This window comes from Thermosynechococcus sp. QKsg1, assembly GCF_031586415.1.
In the GTDB taxonomy this organism is placed as follows: domain Bacteria; phylum Cyanobacteriota; class Cyanobacteriia; order Thermosynechococcales; family Thermosynechococcaceae; genus Thermosynechococcus.
On the sequence record NZ_CP134200.1, the window covers coordinates 2,579,885 to 2,601,119 of the forward strand.

Below are 21,235 nucleotides of genomic sequence, written 5' to 3' on the forward strand. Positions count from 1 at the left end.
ATCACTGCTGTCAACCTTGAGAACGAGCGATAGGGACTATGGATACCTCAAAAGATTTAGTGCGCACTTACCTACGGGAGATTGGCCGTGTGCCATTGCTCACCCACGAACAGGAAGTGATCTACGGCAAACAGGTGCAGCAGCTTGCCGCTATGAACGAGATTCGCGAAAAGCTCGCAGCAGAACTCAACCGTGAACCCACCCGTGCTGAATGGGCCGCCGCCGCCAACATGAGTGAAGCAGAATTAGAGACAATTATCGAAAATGGTGAGCGCGCCAAACGGAAAATGGTGGAGGCCAACCTGCGGCTGGTGGTTTCGGTTGCCAAAAAGTACATCAAGCGCAATGTGGATTTGCTTGATCTAATCCAAGAGGGCACAATCGGGATGCAGCGGGGGGTAGAAAAATTTGACCCCACCAAGGGATATCGTTTCTCCACCTATGCCTACTGGTGGATCCGCCAAGCCATTACACGGGCGATCGCTGAAAAGGGGCGCACGATCCGTCTGCCCATCCACATTACCGAAAAGCTGAACAAAATCAAAAAAGCCCAGCGACAACTGTCCCAACGCCTTGGTCGCGCTGCCACGATTAATGAACTGGCGGCAGAACTGGAATTAACCCCTGCCCAAGTGCGGGAATATCTTGAACGGGCGCGACAGCCCCTCTCCCTTGATGTCCGTGTCGGCGATAATCAGGATACGGAGTTGGGGGAATTGCTCGAGGATCCTTCCATTTCACCGGAGGAGTTTGCCGCTCAATCCTCGTTGCGCAGTGACCTTGAACGGCTGATGGCAGATCTGACCCCGCAGCAACGCCATGTGCTCTCCCTACGCTTTGGCCTAGAGAATGGCCAGCCCCTCACCCTTGCCAAAGTGGGCGAACTGCTCAACATCAGTCGCGAGCGGGTACGGCAAATTGAGCGGGAAGCCCTCAGCAAACTCCGCAAACGCCGCGGCGATATTCACGAGTACCTTGCCAGCTAGCCCATGCTCACTGACGAACAGCACCGCCAAAAAATGCAGCAGCGCAAAGCCGTGCAGGCCCAACGCCTCGCGGAGCGCACCCGTGAAAAAGGTCTCATTATTGTCCATACGGGCAACGGCAAGGGCAAAACCACGGCGGCACTTGGCATGGTGCTGCGTTCCTTGGGGCATGGCTATCGAGTGGCAATTATTCAATTTATCAAGGGGGCGTGGGAGCCAGCGGAAAAAGCGGTTCTTAGCCATTGGTCAGACCAACTGGCCTTCCATGCGATGGGGGAGGGCTTTACATGGGAAACCCAAGACCGCCAGCGGGATATCGCCTGCGCCCAAGCCGCTTGGGAACTTGCCCTCAGCTACATCACCAACCCCGAGTACCGCTTGGTACTGCTCGATGAAATTAATGTCGCCCTCCAGCTGGACTACTTAAACGTGGCACAGGTGCTCGAGGGACTTGCCCGCAAGCCAGAAATGACCCATGTGATTCTCACCGGACGCGGTGCTCCCCCAGCCCTGATTGACGCCGCAGATCTGGTGACGGAAATGACCCTTGTCAAGCATCCCTTTCGCGAACAGGGCGTTAAAGCCCAGCCGGGGATTGAATTCTAAAGCAGGAGTTCCCCAGCGAAAATCGTAACCGCCTGACCCAATAGCCGCAGGCGATCGCCCCCTTGGGGTTGCATTTTAATCACGCCGCCCCGGACGGAGGCTTGATAGGCAATGAGTTCCTCTTGACCGAGCTGGGGTTGCCAGTAGGAATAGAGGCTACAGTGGGCAGAGCCAGTGACGGGATCCTCTGGGATGCCCAATTGGGGGGCAAAAAAGCGAGAGATGATGTTATATTTCTCGCCACGGGCGGTCACAATCAGTCCCCGGCAGGGTAGGCGGGCAATCTGGTCAAAATCAGGTTTCAACTGTGCTACCGCATCGGCATCGGCCAGTTCCACCAGCAGATCGCTCCCCGCTTGCCCCATAAACACCGGCGTTGTCCCGAGCGCTGCAATGATTGAGGCTTGCACCTGCTGATCCGCAAGGGGCATTACGGGCTGCCGCGGAAAATCAAGGGCGATCCAATCCCCAAGGCGCTGGGCACGCAGGAGACCGCTGCGGGTGTGAAATTCTAGATCCCCCACCACCCCCCGATGCTGCCAGAGGACATGGGCCGTTGCGAGGGTGGCATGACCACAGAGATCCACTTCTGCCACAGGGGTAAACCAGCGCAGGTGAAAGCCACTGGCCAGCGGTACGACAAAAGCCGTTTCCGAAAGATTCATTTCGCGGGCGATCGCCCCCAAGGTTGCATCCTCAAAAAACGTCCCTAGGACACATACGGCGGCCGGGTTACCCCGAAAGGGTTCTTGGGTAAAGGCATCAACTTGGTACAGTGGTAGCGGCATCCGACCCCCGAAAACCGTAAAATCAATCCTGTAGATCGAGCAGAGGACAGACTGCGTGGAACGGACATTTCTAGCCATTAAGCCCGATGGCGTGCAGCGTGGGCTAGTGGGGACGATTATCCAACGATTTGAACAAAAAGGCTACACACTGGTCGGCCTCAAACTGATGCGGGTCAGCCGCGAATTGGCAGAGCAGCACTACGGCGAACACAAAGATAAGCCCTTCTTTGCGGGGCTAGTGAATTTCATTACCTCTGGACCGGTGGTGGCCATGGTCTGGGAAGGCCGGGGGGTGATTGCCAATGCCCGCAAACTGATTGGTGCCACTAATCCCCTCAATGCTGAACCGGGAACGCTACGGGGCGATTTTGCTGTAGATGTGGGACGGAATGTAATTCACGGCTCCGACAGTCCCGAAAATGCCGAGCGGGAAATCAATCTCTGGTTCCAAACGCAGGAACTGGTGCCTTGGGAGCCGGCCTTCACCTCTTGGGTGTATGAGATGTAGGCTCATGGGTTGATTTGGGAAGGGTTGGGGGGGTGTCTGACTCCTCCACCTCCCGCTTGGAAAAGCCCCACGTAAAGCAAAGGGCAATCAGGCTAATCATTACCCAGTCCGAGGGTACCAGTTGGGGATTAATCACGCGAATGAGCAGCCGCAGACCCACCAGCGTCACTGTGAAATAGCCCGCATCCTCAAGCCGAGGAAATTCTTTCAGCCAGCGGATAAATAGCTCCGCCATAAAGCGCAGCATAATCACGCCAATCGTGCCGCCGAGTAATACCAGCCAACGCTCATCCGACAGGGCGATCGCCGTTGTCACGCTATCGAGGGAAAAGGCCAAATCCGCTAAGGCCAGTAGGGGGACTGCCTGCCAAAAAGAACGAATCACCCGCTCGTGTTCATGTTCTGGCTCGGTCGTAAAGAAAAAGTACTTTGCCGATAACCACAGCAGATAGAGTGCCCCCGCCAACTCAAACTGCCAGAACCGCAAGACCCAAGTCGCTGTGAAAATCAGGCCAATGCGAAAAACGTAAGAAATGGCCAGTCCTAGATTGAGTGCCCGCCGCTGCTCATCTAAGTCTTCGATGCCTCGTACCAAGGCCGCTAGGGCGATCGCATTGTCCGCTGAGAGAACCGCTTCCAGTGCCAACAACACCACAAGTAACAACAGGGTATCCAGTCCCCAGTTGGGCGAGAGTTCCAATAGTTCATCAATCATCGGGTGAGGGAAGTTCTCCATCTCCAGATTTTTGGCTGCTTATATTTATCGTCGCACAGGAGCGGTACAGCCCTTTTCCCAAAGATGGAACACCCTCAAACCCAGACGTAGGCGCAACCAAAAATGCTAGTGACCTGACCGTTGGGCTGACGGTAGGCCTTACCCACATCCAGTCAGCGGACAAGCGATTTCCCTTTGGTTCTGGCGTGCATAGTCCTGCATCCTGTCGCATTTTCACCGTTAACCTATCACGAGGACTAAAATCTTGGGGAGCCAAGGGGGTGAAAATTCTTGGATTGCTCGCCTTACCAAGGTGGCGATGATTGAGCAAAAGGCAGTCTTCGCTAGGGCACAATTCAGAATTGTCGTTGATGTCGTAGAAGTTTTACTTTGCTATGGGACTCGTTAACAATACGCTAAAAGCGGCAGGCAAGCTCGATCCAATTTCTTTAACGCTGTGCATCGTTGGCTCTCGCAAAATCTATCATGAGGATGATTATGCCCAATCTCCATGGCATATCTTTGCCCCCAATCTCAGAATTTATGGTTTTGATGCGGATGCCGACGCCTGTGATGAGGCCAATACCGCCTTAGCAGCCCAAGGAATCACTTGGTTTGAGCGTCACTATCCGCTGACGCTGGGCAAAGAGGTGGGAGAATCAACCCTTTACATTACCAACGCCATTCATTGCAGTTCTTTATATCCACCAAATTTGAGCTACACATCGCGATTTCAAGGATTTAATCCTAGCCTGAATGTGGCGGCAACTGTTCAGGTGGAAACAACTACCCTTGACGCATTTGCCCAAGCTGAAGGACTAGAGAGCATAGATGTCCTGCAAGTGGATGTCCAAGGGGCAGATCTGGATGTGTTGCAAGGCGGTGAGCAGCTTCTGGCAGCAAGTACTTTAGCAATCATGGTTGAAGTTGAGTTTTCGGAGGTTTACAGGGGGCAGCCCCTCTTTGGGGATATTGATGCATATTTGCGCGCTCAAGGTTTTGTGCTCTTTGACCTACTCACCAATGATGGTTGGTGCCGATTACCGCGCTACGTTTCCCCATTTTGCTCCCAACAGCGAGGGGGTCAACTGCTATGGGCCGATGCAATTTACCTGCGGGATTTGCTCAATGAGAATCAACAGCAGCAAAATCGGCACCTACAGAGCCCTAGCCACTTGCTAAGACTGGCGGCAATTGCTGATGCACTGGACTTTCCCGATTATGCGCTGGAAGTTTTAACGCAACTCACGCTTCGCTATGGCGAAATCCCTCAGTGGAACTGCCGCAAAGAAATTTTCGCTATTTTGGAACAGGTTCAGCCCCTGCTCAGCACAGATATTGCCAAGCTGCCAATAGTAAAGCTGCTGTCTGAGCCAACAACCTAGCCTTGGGGCAAAAGGCGGCGGCTAAACTGCTGAATTTCCTCGCGAATCCCTCGCGGCAATTGGCTTTGTTTGGCTAGGGCTTGCTGGAAATATTGCTGTGCCTGCGATCGGTTGCCACTGGCGGCCAAAATTTGTGCTTTCAGATAAAGGAGTTCTGGATTGTTGGGGGCAAGTGCCAAGGCTTGATCAACCGCGTTTAAGGCCTGCGGCCATTGCTTGCGATCGCGATAGGCCAAGGCCAAGCCTCGATAACTCAAGTAATTGGGAGCGGCGTAGGTTTGCAGGGTTTGAATGGCCCGATCCATGCTGACAAAGCCCACATTACTGGCAATGCCCCACTCCATAAAGCCACGAACAAGATTCAATTCCGGATCGCGAGGATTGACAGCTTCGGCTCGCCCCACATGATCGAGAACCCGCTGTACCCGCAACAGAGCGGCGGGGGCACCAGCCACAGGCCCCGATCCGGCATCGGAAATTTCATAGCCGGCCATCAGGAAATGCCCCACGGCTTGATAGAGATTTCCCCGCAGGGGATCGCGGCTCGTGAGGGCTTGGGCAGCGCGCAGGGTCTCCTCGGCATAGCGTTTGTACCCTGCCCAGTCTTCATTAAGATAGGCAATGGCAGCAGCCAACGTCAGCGTTAGGGGTTCTTGGCGATCGCGCTCCAAGGCCGCCGGCAGTAACTCTTTACCTTTGACATAGTTACCATCGCGAAAGAGGGCAACAAAGACGGCTTCCGTTTGATCGGAAATGGGTCGCGCCTGCGAGCCAGTACGGAAAGGATCGCCAGCAAGGGCAGCGGTACTCAGTACCCAAGGGGCGATCGCTCCACTAAGATAGAGAGCAAAGCGTTGCCACAGGCGCAGTTGACGTGTTTGCACGGTCGTTACCTCCGGAGTCTGCATCTTGTTTGCGGTTCACCATCTCAGCTACCACCCCGCCGCCACCCCTCAGCCCATTTTGCGGGACATTAATTTAGACTTGGGTATGGCTGAACTGGGATTAATTATCGGACCCAGTGGATCCGGCAAAACCACCCTACTAGAGATTTTAGCGGGCTTGGCCACCCCCAGTCGGGGAATCATTCGATGGCAGGATCAGGTTCTCACACCCGATCATTTACAACAGTTGGCCGGATTGGTCTTTCAGTTCCCAGATCGCTACTTCTGTGGCAGTACCATTCTCGAAGAGCTGCGCTTTGGCCACCCAGAAATTCCCTACGAAAACTTTTACCGTGCCCTTGCCGATGTGGGTCTCGATCACTTGCCTTTGCACACCCGCCCCGAATCCTTGAGTGGTGGTCAGCAGCGTCGCCTCGCGCTTGCTGTGCAACTGGTGCGCCAACCCTACCTGCTCTTGCTCGATGAACCCACAGCGGGTCTGGATTGGTCAATGCGCCGCCAATTGGTACAGGTGCTGCGCCGCCTCAAGGAACACTGGAGCTTGCTGGTGGTGACCCACGAAGCAACGGAACTACAGGAGATTAGCGATCGCACGTGGCGATTGGAAAACGGTTGTCTAGTGCCACTGACTTCCCATCAGTCAAGTCCTGTAATAAGTTTTAATACTTAGGTAGCAAAACTTTGCAATTTGTTACCACAGGGGCGCAAAGTCGCTCCACAGCTTGATTTTCTGCTACAACCACAAGAGGTACAGCCCTTCTTGCAAGGATGGAAGACCCACAGCACTGTAAAGCCAGTGCGGGATAGTACCTCCTCAATGTCCTCCATCGTTTTAGCAAAGGGGCGTATATCCCACTTGGGGTTTGGTCTCGATCGTTACAAGGAGTTTGAACGCATGTTCACCCACGTCAAGTCCACGATTCGGCATATCGCGCCAGCGGCGTTAAATGGGCGATCGCTGTTGCGAGTGGTGTATGTGGTACTTGAAGCCCAATACCAGAGCGCGCTGTCGGCAGCGGTTCGCAGCATTAACGATACCCATCCACAGGTGGCCATTGAAATCAGTGGCTATCTCCTTGAGGAACTGCGCAATCCCGAAAACTATGCCGCCTTCTGTGAGGACGTGGCGCGGGCGAATGTGTTTATCGCCTCCCTGATTTTCATTGAGGACTTAGCGGATAAGGTGGTCGAGGCGGTTCAGCCCTATCGCGATCGCCTCGATGTAGCGGTTGTCTTCCCCTCGCTGCCGCAGGTGATGCGCCTCAACAAAATGGGCAGCTTTTCCTTGGCTCAGATTGGCCAATCCAAGAGCGTCATTGCCAACTTCATGAAAAAGCGCAAGGAGAAGTCAGGTGCCGGCTTCCAAGACGCCATGCTCAAACTCCTGCGAACCCTGCCCCAAGTCCTGAAGTACCTCCCCATTGACAAAGCCCAGGATGCCCGCAACTTCATGCTCAGCTTCCAGTACTGGCTGGGGGGGTCACCCGAGAATTTGCAAAACTTCCTCCTCATGCTGGCTGATCGCTACGTCTTCAAAGGTCAGCCAAACAGCAACCTCAGCTACCAAGAACCGGTCACCTACCCCGACACCGGTATTTGGCACCCCCTTGCACCGCAAATGTTTGAGGATCTCAAGGAGTACCTCAACTGGTTCAACAGTCGCCGCGATATTGGCACTGATCTTAAGGATCCCCTTGTGCCCACCATTGGCCTGCTGTTGCAGCGTACCCACCTTGTCACAGGTGATGACGCCCACTATGTCGCCATTGTGCAAGAGTTTGAATCCCAAGGGGCGCGGGTGATTCCCGTCTTCTCTGGTGGGCTGGACTTTTCGACCCCGCTAGAAAAATTCTTCTACGATCCTGTCAACCCTGAAAAACCCATTGTTGATACCGTTGTCTCTCTCACGGGATTCGCCCTTGTGGGGGGGCCTGCCAAGCAGGATCATCCCAAAGCTGTGGCGGCACTGAAAAAACTCAACCGTCCCTACATGGTGGCACTGCCCTTGGTGTTTCAAACCACTGAGGAATGGGAAGACAGTGATCTGGGGCTGCACCCGATTCAAGTGGCGCTGCAAATTGCTCTACCGGAACTGGATGGTGCCATTGAGCCAATTATTCTTTCCGGTCGCGATGGCATGACCGGTAAGGCGATCGCCCTCCAAGACCGCGTGGAAATGATCGTGCAGCGGGCACTGAAGTGGGCCAATCTGCGCCGCAAACCCAAGGTGCAAAAGAAAGTCGCCATCACCATCTTTAGCTTCCCGCCCGACAAAGGCAATGTTGGCACCGCCGCCTACTTGGATGTCTTTGGCTCCATCTACAAAGTCATGGAAGCCCTGAAAAACAACGGCTATGACGTGCAGGACATGCCCGAGAGCGCCGAAGCCCTGATGCAGGAAATTCTCCACGATGCCCGTGCCCAAGTGGGTAGTCCCGAACTCAACATTGCCTACCGCATGAGCGTACCGGAATACGAGCGCCTCACCCCCTACGCCAAGCGCCTTGAAGAAAACTGGGGCAAACCGCCGGGGCACCTGAACAGTGACGGCCAAAACCTGCTCATCTACGGCAAAACCTACGGCAACGTCTTTATTGGCGTGCAGCCCACCTTTGGCTACGAAGGGGATCCAATGCGGCTGCTCTTTTCTCGCTCTGCCAGTCCTCACCACGGCTTTGCTGCCTATTACACCTTCCTCAACCACATTTGGCAAGCGGATGCGGTGCTCCATTTTGGCACCCACGGCTCCTTGGAGTTTATGCCGGGTAAACAGATGGGCATGTCTGGGGATTGCTACCCCGATAATCTCATTGGCTGTATTCCCAACCTCTACTACTACGCCGCCAATAACCCCTCCGAAGCCACCATTGCCAAGCGCCGCAGCTACGCCAACACCATTAGCTACCTCACCCCACCGGCGGAAAATGCCGGTCTCTACAAAGGGCTGCGGGAACTCAGCGATCTCATTGGTTCCTACCAAACCCTGAAAGATAGCGGTCGGGGGGTTCAGATTGTCAACACGATCATGGACAAGTGCCGCATGGTAAATCTCGATCAGGATGTGGCTCTCCCCGATAAGGACGCGGCAGAACTCAGTGCCGAAGAGCGCGATACCCTCGTGGGCAAGGTCTATATCAAACTAATGGAGATTGAAAGCCGCCTCCTGCCCTGTGGCCTGCACGTAATTGGCAAACCACCGACAACGGAAGAAGCAGTGGCTACCTTGGTCAATATTGCCAGCTTGGATCGCTCTGAGGACGGCATTAAGAGCTTGCCTAGGCTCATTGCCGAGAGTCTAGGGCGGGACATTGACGAAATTTATCAAAATAGCGATCGCGGGATACTTGCAGATGTTGAACTGCTGCGCCAGATTAACGAGGCGACCCGTGCTGCCGTCAGTGCCCTCGTCCAAGCCCAAGCCGATGCCGAGGGTCGTGTGTCGCGGGTCTCGAAGCTGAACTTCTTTAACATGGGGCGCAAAGAGCCGTGGATTGAATCCCTCCATGGTGCAGGCTATACCCAAGTGGATGCCGCTGCCCTCAAGCCCCTCATGGAATACCTCGAATTCTGTTTACAGCAGATTGTGGCCGACAATGAACTGGGGGCACTGCTGCAAGCCCTTGAAGGCGAGTACATTCTCCCCGGCCCCGGTGGCGATCCAATTCGCAATCCTGAGGTCTTGCCGACGGGCAAAAATATCCACGCCTTGGATCCCCAAGCCATTCCCACTGCCGCTGCTGTGCAGTCTGCCAAAGTTGTGGTCGATCGCCTTCTAGCGCGGCAAAAAGCGGAAAACAACAACCAATGGCCAGAAACCATCGCCATGGTGCTCTGGGGCACAGATAATATCAAAACCTATGGCGAGTCCCTTGCTCAAGTGCTCTGGCTAGTGGGGGCCCGTCCTTTACCCGATTCCTTGGGACGGGTCAACAAAGTGGAACTCATCCCCCTAGAAGAGCTGGGGCGGCCACGCATTGATGTTGTCGTCAACTGTTCTGGGGTCTTCCGCGATCTCTTTATCAACCAGATGGCGCTCATTGACCGTGCCATCAAGATGGCTGCCGAAGCCGATGAACCCCTTGAGCTAAACTTTATCCGCAAGCACGCACTGCAACAGGCTTCAGAATTGGGGATTGACCTGCGCCAAGCGGCCACACGGGTCTTCACCAATGCCTCCGGTTCCTACGCGGCGAATGTCAACCTAGCGGTGGAAAATAGCTCTTGGGAGCAGGAGTCAGAACTGCAGGATATGTATCTCTCCCGTAAGTCCTTTGCCTTTTCGGCGGATTCTCCGGGGACGATGCAGCAGGCGCGGGAACTCTTTGAAACCGCCCTCAAAACGGTGGATGTGACATTCCAAAACCTCGATTCCTCAGAAATTAGCCTCACCGATGTCAGCCACTACTTTGACTCAGATCCGACCAAGCTGGTGGGGGCACTGCGCGGCGATGGCAAACAACCCAAGGCCTATATTGCCGATACCACCACAGCCAATGCCCAAGTGCGGACGCTCTCGGAAACCGTTCGCCTCGACAGCCGAACCAAGCTCCTGAATCCCAAGTGGTATGAAGGGATGCTCTCCCACGGCTACGAAGGGGTGCGCGAGATCTCGAAGCGACTAGTCAACACAATGGGCTGGTCGGCCACCGCAGGAGCTGTGGATAACTGGGTTTATGAGGAGGCGAATGCCACGTTTATTCTCGATGAGCAGATGCGGCAGCGGCTTCTGAATACCAACCCCCACTCCTTCCGCAAAATGGTGAGCACCTTCCTCGAACTTCACGGACGCGGCTACTGGCAGACCAGTGAAGCCAATCTGGAACTGCTGCGGCAACTCTATCAAGAGGTCGAGGACAAGATTGAGGGCGTTGAGTAAACAACGTTAATCGCCTGGGGGGAAGCTCTTCCCCCTTTTTATTTGGACGCCGATGTGATCGGAACCCACCCTGCTCCTTAAGCGTCAGACCCCGCAGTACGTTTTTTCTGTGGAGGAGTTGACGATGTTGAAGACACTTCAAGTCGTTGGCCTATCGTCCTTGACTGGTTTGGCGGTTCTTTCCTTTGTGGATACCGCCGCGGCTCAACTGAATGTCAACGTGAATCTTGGTGGTTCCCGTCAGCCGGTGTATGTGGTGCCCAGTCCCTCTAGCCAACCCGTCTATGTGGTGCCTACCCCTCAAACACAACCCGTGTATGTGGTACAGCCAAGAGTGGTTAGTGTTCCGCCAGCCTCCCCGCGATCGCGCCATCACCGCAAAAAGCCCCATCGCAATCAACCGCAGTATGTGATTCCCGCGAATCCGAGTGGGGTGCTGATCACGTTTTAAGAACTCCAGTCAGAATCGCCGCCCCTTCTGCTAAGATGGATTACACATCAGTATTCCGACCGATTTATCGTAGATTGATGGCAGAATGGTCAATTGGCGGCGTTTTAGGGTTTGGTTGAGCTTGTTCTTACTAGCGGTAGGTCTCAATAGTCTCACCGCTGCTTGTCAATTTCAGGCCACTCTGCCCGATGGTCGCCCTGCTCAGGTGAATCTAACCCTTTCTTCGTTCTCGGTCACTAAAAAAGCGCACGAGGCTATTATGCCCCTGTTTGCTGCTCAATGGGAACAGGAACATCAACAAAAAGTGCGCTTCCGAACGAGTTATGGTCCCTCGGGCAGTCAGTCACGGGCGGTGATTGATGGCCTAGAAGCCGATATCGTCCACTTGTCCCTTGGTTTAGATGTCGATCGCATTGCCAAAGCAGGGTTAATTCGCCCCGATTGGGCTAGCCAAGCCCCCCACAACAGCATTGTCACCACTTCTGTCGGTGCCCTGATTACCCGTGACGGCAACCCGAAAAATCTGCAAACCTGGCAGGATCTCACCCGTGAGGGGGTGACATTTGTGACTGCCGATCCCAAAACCTCTGGCGCGGCTCGCTGGAACTTCCTTGCGCTGTGGGGATCGGTCACGGAAACAGGGGGAACGTTTGATCAGGCGCGGCAGTTTGTGACTGAAGCCTTTCGCCATGTGGCCGCTCTCCCCCGCGATAGTCGTGAAGCCACTGATGCCTTTTTGAAACAGGGACAGGGGGATGCCCTGATCAACTATGAAAATGAAGTGATCTTGGCTCGCCAAAAGGGCAAGACCCTTTCCTATATCCTTCCTCCTGTGAATATCCTGATTGAAAACCCGATCGCCCTTGTGGATCAATACGTGGATAAACATGGCACACGGGAGGTAGCACAGGCCTATATTGACTTTCTCTATACTCCCCAAGCTCAGGAGATCTTTGCCCAATATGGTTTTCGACCCGTGGATGCCACCGTCCTTGCCGCCCATCAGCAGACGTTTCCACCCGTGCCCACCCTCTTTACCGTGGCAGATTTAGGGGGCTGGGAGAAGGTGCAAGCCCAATTTTTCGCTAATGGCGCCCTGTTTGATCAAATTCAGCAGGAGAATCAAGCCTGATGACCGCTACCCACCCCATTTCGCCGTCACTCTCTCCTCAGAAACAGCGCTGGCAGTTTCCTTGGGTTTGGAGAATCACGGTCTTTTACTTACTCGTGATGCTGGCTGTACCCATTGCTGCCCTCTTGAGCCGTGCCAGTAGTGCTGGGCCACTGCATTTTTGGCAGGTGGCAACGCGGGCGATCGCCCTGTCGGCCTATGAAGTCACGTTTGTGACTGCCCTCATCGCAGCGCTGATCAATGGCATCTTTGGTACCCTGATTGCTTGGGTGCTGGTGCGCTATTCCTTTCCGGGGAAGCGCTTCTTTGATGCTGTCGTGGATCTACCTTTTGCATTGCCGACGGCGGTGGCGGGTCTCACCCTCGCAACGGTCTATAGCGAAAATGGCTGGATTGGTAGCTTACTAGCGCCCTTCGGAATCAGAATTGCCTTCAGCCGCTGGGGGGTGGCGGTGGCGATGCTCTTTATTTCCTTACCCTTTGTGATTCGCACGGTGCAGCCCGTACTCACCGAAATGGAAAAGGATGTGGAGGAGGCAGCATGGTCGCTGGGTGCTACCCATGGGCAGACCTTTTGGCGAGTGATTTTGCCACCTTTGATGCCCGCTATTCTCACAGGCGTTGCCCTAGGCTTCTCACGGGCAGTGGGAGAATTTGGCTCAATTGTGATTATTTCCTCCAACACTCCTTTTCGGGACTTGATTGCCTCAGTGCTGGTGTTTCAGAGCTTAGAGCAGTATGACTATGAGGCAGCAACCATTATTGGCACGGTGATGCTCTTGGTGTCCCTAGCGATTTTATTTCTGATTAATCTGCTGCAAGCGTGGGGGCGGCGCTATGCGGAGCGTTAAACCCTCGCCCACCCAAGAAAAGCCGTGGCTACATGCCCTTTTGATTGTCATTGCCATCGCCTACTTAGCCCTTGTGCTTTTGCTGCCGGCGGCCAATGTCCTTTTCCAAGCCTTTCACAAGGGAGTCATGCCCTTTCTGGAAAATTTGCTGGCGCCAGATTTTCTGCATGCGGTGTGGCTGACGTTTGCCCTTGCCTTGGTGGTGGTGCCCTTAAACACGATCTTTGGCCTCTGTGCCGCTTGGGCGATCGCCCGCCATCGCTTTGCGGGGCGCACCCTTTTACTTAGCATTATTGACTTACCTTTTTCCATCTCCCCCGTTGTTACCGGACTGATGCTGGTACTGGTCTATGGCCGCAATGGCTGGTTCGGGGGCTGGCTGCAAGCTTTAGATATTCGCGTTATTTTCTCTTTTCCGGGGATGGTGCTGGCAACAGCCTTTGTGAGTTTGCCCTTTGTGGCACGAGAAGTCATCCCTGTCCTGGAAGAAATCGGCACCGAGCAGGAGGAAGCCGCAAAAACCCTAGGCGCCAATGAGTGGCAAACCTTTTGGCGAGTCACCCTGCCCAATATCCGCTGGGGGCTGCTCTATGGGGTCCTGTTGACCAATGCGCGAGCGATGGGGGAGTTTGGTGCTGTGGCAGTTGTCTCTGGCAATGTGGCGGGCTTGACGCAAACCCTGCCTCTCTTTGTTGAAGACGCCTACAAAAACTACAACACGGAGTCGGCCTACGCAGCAGCGGTGATCCTTGGTTTGCTAGCGCTTGTGACGCTCGTGGTTAAGGAAATTTTGGAGCGGAAAACAGGGATCAAGCCCAATCCCTAGGAGGTGCCGAGGACGCGCAAAATCGAGGGCACGGCTTCAATATCGGTCATTTGGCCAATCTCGGCCATGGCTTGGCGGAACTCTCCTTCGCGCACATGGTGGGTGACAATTACAATTTCTGCCAGATCGTTGTGACTACCAATTTGAACCAAGGACTCCAGACTAACGTTATGGTTACCAAAGCAGGTGCCGAGTTTTCCTAGTACCCCCGGATGATCTTGGGCATGGACACGGGCATAGAAACGACTATCCACCTCTGCCATCGGTAGCAGCGGCATAAACTGATCATGCTGGCAGGTGAGCAAGGGATGGCTGGCACGTCCTTGGGGCAGAAGGGCGGCAATGTTGATTAAATCCGCCACGACAGCACTGGCGGTTGCCCCTGCACCCGCACCGGGGCCATAGAACATCACCTGTCCCAACGGCTCTGCCTCGAGAAGAATGGCATTAAAGACGCCATTGACGCCGGCCAAAGGATGTTCAAGGGGCACAAGCGTCGGATGCACGCGCACCTCTAGGGGCTGGCCACTGAGCTGGCGGGCGATCGCCAGCAGTTTAATGCGAAATCCTAGCTTTTCGGCATAGACAATATCGGCTGCAGTGATGCCACTAATGCCCTCGCAATACACTTCCTCGCGGCGAATCCGTCCGCCAAAGGCAAGGCTGGCAAGAATGGCAATTTTATCCGCTGCATCCCATCCCTCAATGTCAGCACTGGGATCCGCCTCGGCATACCCTAGGCGTTGGGCGTCGGCAAGAATAGGGGCAAAATCCCCTTGCTCCTGCTGCATGCGGGTCAGGATGTAGTTGGTGGTGCCATTGAGAATGCCGCTGACACTGTGGATACGATTGGCACCTAGGCTCTGTTTCAGGGCTTGAATGACGGGAATCCCACCAGCCACGGCCGCTTCGAGCATCACATAGACCCCTTGGGCATTGGCGGCATCAAAAATTTCAGCACCATGACGGGCAATCACGGCCTTATTGGCGGTGACAATGTGCTTGCCGTGGGCAATGGCCTTGAGGATGAGCGATCGCGCCGGTTCAATGCCGCCGAGGACTTCCACCACAATATCAATGGCTGGGTTGGTGACAATACTTTCTAAATCTGTTGTCAACAGTTGCGGATCAAGGGCAATGGCGCGGGGTTTATGGATATTCCGTACCCCCACTTGGGCGATCGCCAGTTCCTTGATCAGCGGATGGCGCCCCGCTGGATCCGCCAAAATTTGTGCCACACCACCACCAACAGTGCCCAACCCCAGTAAACCAATGTGATACATCAGACCCGTCCTATTGCACTGTTCCTATTATCAGTCGCGCTCGTCCTAGTCACACACATGGCGAACGTAGGGTTCCTCCTCAGGCAAAAAGGATTCAAAACTGGCCATTTGGGCAGCAATGAGATCGGGCGTGGCCTCGGCAATATCCCCTTGGCGATCGCTCAAGCGACGGCGCAATTCCTCCGGGGGTGCACTACAGAAATGAATCTCTAGGGGCACGTGCAGTTTCTCTGCAAGGGCAATCACGGGTTGGCGCAGCGCCACGCGATCGTACTTGGCATCCAAAATCACCGTTTGTCCTTGACGCAGCAACAATTCTGCATAGGCCAAGAGTTGATCATAGGTTTTTTGGGTCATGGCCTCAGAATAGAGATCGACCTGCGGGAAATCACTGCTGCGGCGGTCAAGGGGTAAACCCGCCAAGTGCTTACGCACGGCATCGGAGCGGATTTGAATGGCCTGCTCCCCTTGAGCCAGACCCCGCCCCCGTGTACTTTTGCCTGCTCCGGAGAGACCACACATGACATAGAGCTTGGCTTGACGCGGTTGGGTATAGCGATAGGCGGCGGCATAGTAAGCGGCGGCTGTGGCTTGGATGTCTGCCTTTTCGGCCTCGCTAATGGCGGGATCATTGAGGGCCAAGGCGTTCACATTGCCGCGAATATAGGCTCTGATGCAGAGGTAAAGGGGCAACAGCACTGCCCCAGCGTAGTCCCCACTCCACTCTAAGTAGGTGTTGAGGAAAAGATTGGCCAAGTCGCCGCGCCCCCGAAACTCCAGATCCATCAGCAAAAAAGCGGCGTCGTAAATGACATCAATGTTGCGAAATTCTTCGTTGAACTCAATACAGTCGAAAATTTGCACCCTGCCGTTGTACAGACAGATATTGTTCAGGTGCAGGTCGCCATGGCACTCGCGGATTTTGCCCCCGGCTTGCCGCTGCACCAACCACTCCTGATGCCGCGTCAAAAAGTCATCGGTAAAGGCTTGAATTGCCGCGTACTGCTCTGGGGATTGACAGCGACCGACAAACTGAGCTGCCAAGGCATGGCAATTGTTAATCACTTGGGCGATCGCCCGCGGGGAGCCAAATTCACTAATGTGGGGACTGGTGGCAGCCGTGCGGTGAAAGTGAGCCAGTTCTTTACCGAGGGATTCAATTAGGTGGGGGGTGACTTGGTTGGCGGCAAAGAGGTGCGAAAACAGTTGCGACTGATCAAATTGCCGCATTTGCACAGCATAGTCAATCACCTCAGCTCCCGCAGGTAAGTCTTGGGGAGCCGCCACAAAATAGCGATCGCCCACCGCCACAATGGGCACCACCGCCAAGTAGAGATCTGACGCCAAACGGCGATTCAGCCGTAACTCTTCCCGACAGTAAAATAGCCGCTTTTCTAGGGTTGTAAAGTTCAAAAAGCCAAAATCCGCCGGCTTTTTCACCTTATAGGCATAGTCCCCCGTCAGAAATACGTAGGAAATATGCGTTTGCAGCAATTGAATGGGAGAGGTCACTGCATGGGGGTACGCAGCAGGGGTTAATAGGGCTTCGACAAAGGCAGGCAAAGACATGCGTATTGTGGCTAACATCGCGCCCCAATCATATCACTAGACTCTATGCCTGTGGCTAAATTGACGTTTTGAGCGTTCCTTTAGAGGATGGGGATACGAAGCTCGTGGATTTGACTATGGTGCGTCGCCCCGTAACCTTACCCCAACTCCAGCAAAAAAAACAGCAGGGAGAGCCAATTACCATGCTCACGGCTTGGGATTATCTGTGGGCGCGGCTATTGGATGCGGCGGGGGTGGATGTGATCCTTGTCGGGGATTCCCTTGGTATGGTTGCCCTTGGCTATCAAACCACGTTGCCGGTGACCCTTGATCAGATGATTCACCATGCGCAGGCGGTGCGGCGGGGCGTCAGCCACAGTTTCCTCGTGTGTGACCTACCCTTTTTGAGCTACCACGAAAGCCCAGAGCAGGCCCTGCGATCGGCGGGGCGTTTAGTCAAAGAAGCAGATGTACAGGCAGTGAAAATGGAAGGTGCTTCACCCGTGGTGCAGGCAGCAACGCGGCGCTTAGTGGAGGCCGGCATCCCGGTGCTGGGTCATGTGGGTCTGTTGCCGCAGCGGGTGCATCAGTTGGGGGGATGGCGACAACAGGGGAAGACGCCACAGGGGGCAGAAGCAATTCTCGCAGATGCCCTTGCTCTGGCCGAAGCAGGTGCCTTTGGCATCATTTTGGAGCATATTCCTGCGGATTTGGCACAGCAGATTACCGCCAAGCTGAAAATTCCCACGATTGGAATTGGCGCAGGCCCCTACTGTGATGGTCAGGTGTTGGTGACGGCAGATGTTTTGGGCTTGAGTCCACAGGTGCCCCCCTTTGCTAAGGTGTATGCCGACTTGGGCACTCAGGCGATCGCTGCCCTTAAGAGCTACTGCCAAGCTGTAAAATCGCGGCAATTTCCCTAACTTAGAGCGGCCAATGGGCACGGGGGTTAAAGGTGCGCAGCGATCGCAACTTTTCGTAGAGTTCTTTTTCTTGGGCACTCAGGGATTTGGGGGGCACAATTTGTACCTTAGCAAGGAGATCGCCAGCAATGCCGCTACTACTGCGCCACCCTTTGCCCCGTAACCGCAGTGATTGCCCCGATCGCGTGCCCGCAGGCACATTCAAAACCACAGTCCCAGAGGGCGTCGGCACCGTGACTTGAGCACCCAAGGCAGCTTCATCCGGCGTGATCGGCAAATCAATCACCAATTGATCCTCTTCAAAGCGGAAGAGGGGATGAGGCGCCACCTGTACCGTGAGATATAAATCCCCTCGCTGTTGGGTGTAGGGGTTATATTGACCTTTGCCCCGCAGCCGCAACTTTGTCCCTGGCTTAACACCAGCGGGAATCGTCACAGTCACCTGTTCATTACCAATGGCGAATGATTTCTGGCAGCCCTGAAAGGCCTCTTGGAAGCTAATTTGCACTTCCGCATCAACATCGCTGCCGCCAAATGCCGATGAATCAAAGCCAGCGCTGCTCCAAGTGCGGGTACGCCCTGTGGTCGTGCCGGTGGCAAATCGCCCCAGCAACTCGTTGATAAAGTCTTCAAAGCTGCCAAACTGACTAAAGTCAGCGCCAAAGTCACCAATATTGACATTAAAGCCACCAGCACCCGCCGCACTGGCCTGTTGCCAATACTGACCAAATTGATCGTATTTGCGTCGTTTTTCCGGATCCGAGAGCACTTCGTGGGCTTCGTTAATTTCCTTGAAACGAGCTTCTGCCTCTTTGTCCCCTGGGTTTAAGTCGGGGTGATACTTGCGCGCGAGGCGGCGAAAGGCTTGCCGAATTTCGGCATCCGTGGCATTTTTGCTGACCCCGAGGATTTGGTAGTAATCTTTGAAGTCGGTACGCGCCATAGGAACATTCGCCTCTACGTAATCAAAAGATGAAGATTGAGTGTCAGGGCTGGCAGCAAATTAGGGCAAAAAGCTCAGTGTTATTATAGTTGAATCCCTTTATACCGTCTTGGCATGGCGACGTTTCTTCGTCCAGAACTGAGCAACCTCCGCGCCTACTCCACCCCCACGAGCGACTCCCTACCCCTAGAACTGGATTACCTCGATACCAATGAGTTTCCGTGGGATTTGCCCACTGCCCTTAAGGAGGCGTTAGCTCAACAGTATGTCAGCACCCTCGCCAGTCATCGCTATCCTGACAGTCATCATTGGCCTTTGCGGCAGGCGATCGCCCGCTATGTCAGTGAACACAGCCCAACTGAAATCTCCCCACACCAAATTGCGGTGGGCAACGGCTCCGATGAGCTAATTCGCTCGATTTTACTGGCCACTGCGATCGGGGGCTACGGTTCTATCCTAGTGGCAGAACCGACATTTTCCATATACGGGATCCTCGCCCAAACCCTAGGGATTCCCGTCCAGCGATCGCCCCGCGATCCTGACACCTTTGCCGTGGAAATTGCTGAAGCCAATACCCTCATTGCCCAAGCGACTCCCCCCGTGCGCGTTCTCTTTATGCTGCAACCCAACTCGCCGACGGGGAACCCTCTAACCGCAGCGGAGGTGGACTGGCTACGGCAGCTGCCTGAGGACATTTTAGTGGTGATTGATGAGGCCTATTTTGAATTTTCGGGCAAGACACTGGTGGGGGACTTGGCAGCGCATCCCAACTGGTTGATTCTGCGTACGTTTTCCAAGGCCTTTCGACTCGCCGCCCATCGGGTGGGCTACGCCATTGGCAATGCCGAGGTGATTGCGGTTTTAGAAAAGGTTCGTCTGCCCTATAACCTGCCTACGTTTTCTCAAGTGGCGGCGCAAGTTGCCCTTGACCATCGGCCGGCGTTGCTCGCAGAGATTCCCACGGTGCTAGCAGAGCGGGAGCGCCTCTATGAACGGCTTCAGGGTTGCCCCCAACTGCGGGTATGGCCGAGTGTGGCCAATTTCGTCTTTTTCCGCTTGCAGGAACCGCAATACACCCAGCCCCTGTGTGATGCCTTGCGGCGTCAGGGGACTCTTGTACGGGCGATCGCTGGCGGAATTCGGGTCACCATTGGCACACCAGCGGAGATGGAGCGCTTTTGGCAACGGCTGCAAGCTTTTTTGCACCAGCTTTAGCTAATCGGACCAGCGGCCATTGGGCAGGACTGTTCCCCGCAGGGTTGCCGTGGCTAAAGACGTGTGGGTCAGTGTGGCACCCCGCAGGTTGGCGCGACTCAGGTTGGCTTGGCGCAATTGCACAGCCGTCAGTTCAGCATTGATCAGCTTAACTTCAATCAGCTTGGCATTGGTCAAATCCACGTTGGTCAGTGTGGCATTGCTTAAATCCGAGCCACTGAGATCTGCCCCCGCCAAATTCACATCTTCTAGGGTGACACCGCGCAAATCCAGTCGCCGAAAGTCACGCCGCCCTTTGGCATAGTCTGCCAGCATTTGATCAGCTCTATTTTGATTAATCATGGCTGGGGCGTAGCGACTGAGAAAACCGTGTTTATCAAAGGCGTCTGAAGGTCGCCCCGAAGAAGCAGACATCACTAGAGTAGGATCAGGATTCTGATGATTTTACTATAGCTTAAGCCTAGGGTAGCGACCGTTTTTGGAACTCGTGGCCAAAGGGTCTAAGGAAAGTGGCATACTGCTATAGATAAGGAACCAATAGGGAGATAACGCTGTGGGACTGTTTGATCGCGTCAGCCGTGTGGTTCGCAGTTGGCTCAATGCGCTGGTGGGTGCTGCTGAAGATCCCGAAAAAATCCTTGAGCAGACCATGATTGAAATGCAGGACAATCTGGTGACCCTGCGGCAAGCCGTTGCCCAAGCGATCGCCTCCCAAAAGCGGTTAGAGCAACAGTTCAACCAACATCAACAGCAGGCGGCTGAGTGGGAGCGCCGTGCCAAAATTGCCCTGCAACATGGGGATGAGCAACTAGCGCTTGAGGCCTTGAGTCGCAAAAAAACAGCACTGAATGCAGCCATGGCTCTCAAAGGGCAACTGGAGCAGTCTGTGACCCAAGTGGAAGCCCTCAAAAAACAAATGCAGCAGCTTGAAAGCAAGATTGCGGAAGCGAAAACCCGCAAAGAAATGCTGGTGGCACGGGCACGGGCAGCCAAGGCCTCAGAGCAACTGCAACAAACCTTTAGCAGCCTCAACACCAATGCCCCCATGGCCGCCTTTGAGCGCATGGAGGAACGGGTTCAGGAAATGGAGGCTCGCTCCCAAGCCGTGGCTGAACTCAATAGCGATACCCTCGAAGCCAAGTTTGCCGCCCTCGAAGCCGGCAGTGTGGATGACGATTTGGCACGGCTGAAGGCAGAATTGGCCAACCCGCAACTGTCACCCAGCAGCACCCCTGCCTACGATCCAGAGTTGGAAGCCCTGCGGCGGGAACTGGAGAAGAACTAGTTATTTTCC

The 21,235-nt window shown here is 54.7% G+C and carries 20 protein-coding genes; 13 read left to right on the forward strand and 7 right to left on the reverse strand.

All coding sequences use genetic code 11. The annotated features are described in order from the left end of the window. The first annotated feature begins 38 nt into the window (after positions 1 to 38). Both RHP47_RS12650 and cobO read left to right on the forward strand, forming a co-directional pair. The gene (locus RHP47_RS12650) at positions 39 to 986 is read left to right on the forward strand and encodes an RNA polymerase sigma factor, RpoD/SigA family (RefSeq protein WP_149821425.1); all 948 of its coding nucleotides are present in this window, start codon (positions 39 to 41) and stop codon (positions 984 to 986) included. Between the two features lie 3 nt (positions 987 to 989). Next, positions 990 to 1,592, forward strand: a complete 603-nt coding sequence (cobO, locus tag RHP47_RS12655) for a cob(I)yrinic acid a,c-diamide adenosyltransferase (protein WP_149821427.1) — start codon at positions 990 to 992, stop codon at positions 1,590 to 1,592. On the opposite strand, the gene RHP47_RS12660 is transcribed toward cobO, so the two are convergent. Continuing rightward, complete coding sequence (locus tag RHP47_RS12660; protein WP_310840649.1) at positions 1,589 to 2,380, reverse strand: PhzF family phenazine biosynthesis protein; 792 nt, start codon at positions 2,378 to 2,380, stop codon at positions 1,589 to 1,591. The genes cobO and RHP47_RS12660 overlap by 4 nt on opposite strands. Positions 2,381 to 2,435: 55 nt before the next feature. On the opposite strand from RHP47_RS12660, the gene ndk reads away from it, so the two are divergent. Next, positions 2,436 to 2,888: a nucleoside-diphosphate kinase gene (gene ndk, locus RHP47_RS12665; protein ID WP_149821431.1), complete on the forward strand. Its 453-nt coding sequence runs from the start codon at positions 2,436 to 2,438 to the stop codon at positions 2,886 to 2,888. Here the strand turns inward: ndk and RHP47_RS12670 are convergent. Continuing rightward, positions 2,863 to 3,603 (reverse strand): TerC family protein, encoded by a 741-nt coding sequence (locus RHP47_RS12670; protein ID WP_302679598.1) that lies wholly within the window; start codon positions 3,601 to 3,603, stop codon positions 2,863 to 2,865. The genes ndk and RHP47_RS12670 overlap by 26 nt on opposite strands. A gap of 395 nt (positions 3,604 to 3,998) precedes the next feature. On the opposite strand from RHP47_RS12670, the gene RHP47_RS12675 reads away from it, so the two are divergent. Next, the gene (locus RHP47_RS12675) at positions 3,999 to 4,988 is read left to right on the forward strand and encodes an FkbM family methyltransferase (protein ID WP_286649716.1); all 990 of its coding nucleotides are present in this window, start codon (positions 3,999 to 4,001) and stop codon (positions 4,986 to 4,988) included. Here the strand turns inward: RHP47_RS12675 and RHP47_RS12680 are convergent. Beyond that, positions 4,985 to 5,872: a Sll0314/Alr1548 family TPR repeat-containing protein gene (locus tag RHP47_RS12680; RefSeq protein ID WP_302679599.1), complete on the reverse strand. Its 888-nt coding sequence runs from the start codon at positions 5,870 to 5,872 to the stop codon at positions 4,985 to 4,987. The two genes, RHP47_RS12675 and RHP47_RS12680, sit on opposite strands and share 4 nt — an antisense overlap. A gap of 25 nt (positions 5,873 to 5,897) precedes the next feature. On the opposite strand from RHP47_RS12680, the gene RHP47_RS12685 reads away from it, so the two are divergent. From RHP47_RS12685 to cysW, 6 genes are all read left to right on the forward strand, one after another. Next, on the forward strand, positions 5,898 to 6,563 hold the full coding sequence (locus RHP47_RS12685; protein ID WP_149821437.1) for an ABC transporter ATP-binding protein: 666 nt from the start codon (positions 5,898 to 5,900) through the stop codon (positions 6,561 to 6,563). Positions 6,564 to 6,788: 225 nt separating this feature from the next. Continuing rightward, positions 6,789 to 10,769 carry a magnesium chelatase subunit H gene (locus RHP47_RS12690; RefSeq protein ID WP_286649717.1) on the forward strand — a complete coding sequence of 1,327 codons (3,981 nt, stop codon included), beginning with the start codon at positions 6,789 to 6,791 and terminating at the stop codon, positions 10,767 to 10,769. A 124-nt stretch (positions 10,770 to 10,893) separates the two neighbouring features. Then, positions 10,894 to 11,220 carry a hypothetical protein gene (locus RHP47_RS12695; RefSeq protein WP_190278112.1) on the forward strand — a complete coding sequence of 109 codons (327 nt, stop codon included), beginning with the start codon at positions 10,894 to 10,896 and terminating at the stop codon, positions 11,218 to 11,220. An 85-nt stretch (positions 11,221 to 11,305) separates the two neighbouring features. Further along, positions 11,306 to 12,352, forward strand: coding sequence for a sulfate ABC transporter substrate-binding protein (locus RHP47_RS12700; protein ID WP_310840650.1), 1,047 nt, complete (start codon positions 11,306 to 11,308; stop codon positions 12,350 to 12,352). Further along, a complete protein-coding gene (gene cysT, locus RHP47_RS12705) occupies positions 12,352 to 13,203 on the forward strand; it encodes a sulfate ABC transporter permease subunit CysT (RefSeq protein ID WP_310840651.1) in 852 nt (283 codons plus the stop codon). Before RHP47_RS12700 ends, cysT begins: the two co-directional genes overlap by 1 nt. Then, positions 13,190 to 14,029: a sulfate ABC transporter permease subunit CysW gene (cysW, locus tag RHP47_RS12710; protein WP_286649720.1), complete on the forward strand. Its 840-nt coding sequence runs from the start codon at positions 13,190 to 13,192 to the stop codon at positions 14,027 to 14,029. The genes cysT and cysW overlap by 14 nt, the downstream gene beginning before the upstream one ends. Here cysW and RHP47_RS12715 read toward each other — a convergent pair. Next, positions 14,026 to 15,312: a homoserine dehydrogenase gene (locus tag RHP47_RS12715; RefSeq protein WP_315863443.1), complete on the reverse strand. Its 1,287-nt coding sequence runs from the start codon at positions 15,310 to 15,312 to the stop codon at positions 14,026 to 14,028. The two genes, cysW and RHP47_RS12715, sit on opposite strands and share 4 nt — an antisense overlap. Before the next feature lie 45 nt (positions 15,313 to 15,357). Next, positions 15,358 to 16,881 (reverse strand): AAA family ATPase, encoded by a 1,524-nt coding sequence (locus tag RHP47_RS12720; RefSeq protein WP_310840652.1) that lies wholly within the window; start codon positions 16,879 to 16,881, stop codon positions 15,358 to 15,360. Between the two features lie 116 nt (positions 16,882 to 16,997). On the opposite strand from RHP47_RS12720, the gene panB reads away from it, so the two are divergent. Next, complete coding sequence (gene panB / locus RHP47_RS12725) at positions 16,998 to 17,783, forward strand: 3-methyl-2-oxobutanoate hydroxymethyltransferase (protein WP_190278113.1); 786 nt, start codon at positions 16,998 to 17,000, stop codon at positions 17,781 to 17,783. A gap of 1 nt (position 17,784) precedes the next feature. On the opposite strand, the gene RHP47_RS12730 is transcribed toward panB, so the two are convergent. Beyond that, positions 17,785 to 18,726, reverse strand: a complete 942-nt coding sequence (locus RHP47_RS12730) for a DnaJ C-terminal domain-containing protein (protein ID WP_149821452.1) — start codon at positions 18,724 to 18,726, stop codon at positions 17,785 to 17,787. A 114-nt stretch (positions 18,727 to 18,840) separates the two neighbouring features. Between RHP47_RS12730 and RHP47_RS12735 the strand changes: the two genes are divergently transcribed. Continuing rightward, positions 18,841 to 19,941, forward strand: coding sequence for a histidinol-phosphate transaminase (locus RHP47_RS12735; protein WP_310840654.1), 1,101 nt, complete (start codon positions 18,841 to 18,843; stop codon positions 19,939 to 19,941). On the opposite strand, the gene RHP47_RS12740 is transcribed toward RHP47_RS12735, so the two are convergent. Beyond that, positions 19,942 to 20,256 (reverse strand): pentapeptide repeat-containing protein, encoded by a 315-nt coding sequence (locus tag RHP47_RS12740; RefSeq protein WP_286668785.1) that lies wholly within the window; start codon positions 20,254 to 20,256, stop codon positions 19,942 to 19,944. It lies immediately after the preceding gene. Between the two features lie 238 nt (positions 20,257 to 20,494). On the opposite strand from RHP47_RS12740, the gene RHP47_RS12745 reads away from it, so the two are divergent. Further along, positions 20,495 to 21,226, forward strand: coding sequence for a PspA/IM30 family protein (locus RHP47_RS12745; protein WP_206200417.1), 732 nt, complete (start codon positions 20,495 to 20,497; stop codon positions 21,224 to 21,226). Positions 21,227 to 21,235 lie beyond the last annotated feature (9 nt).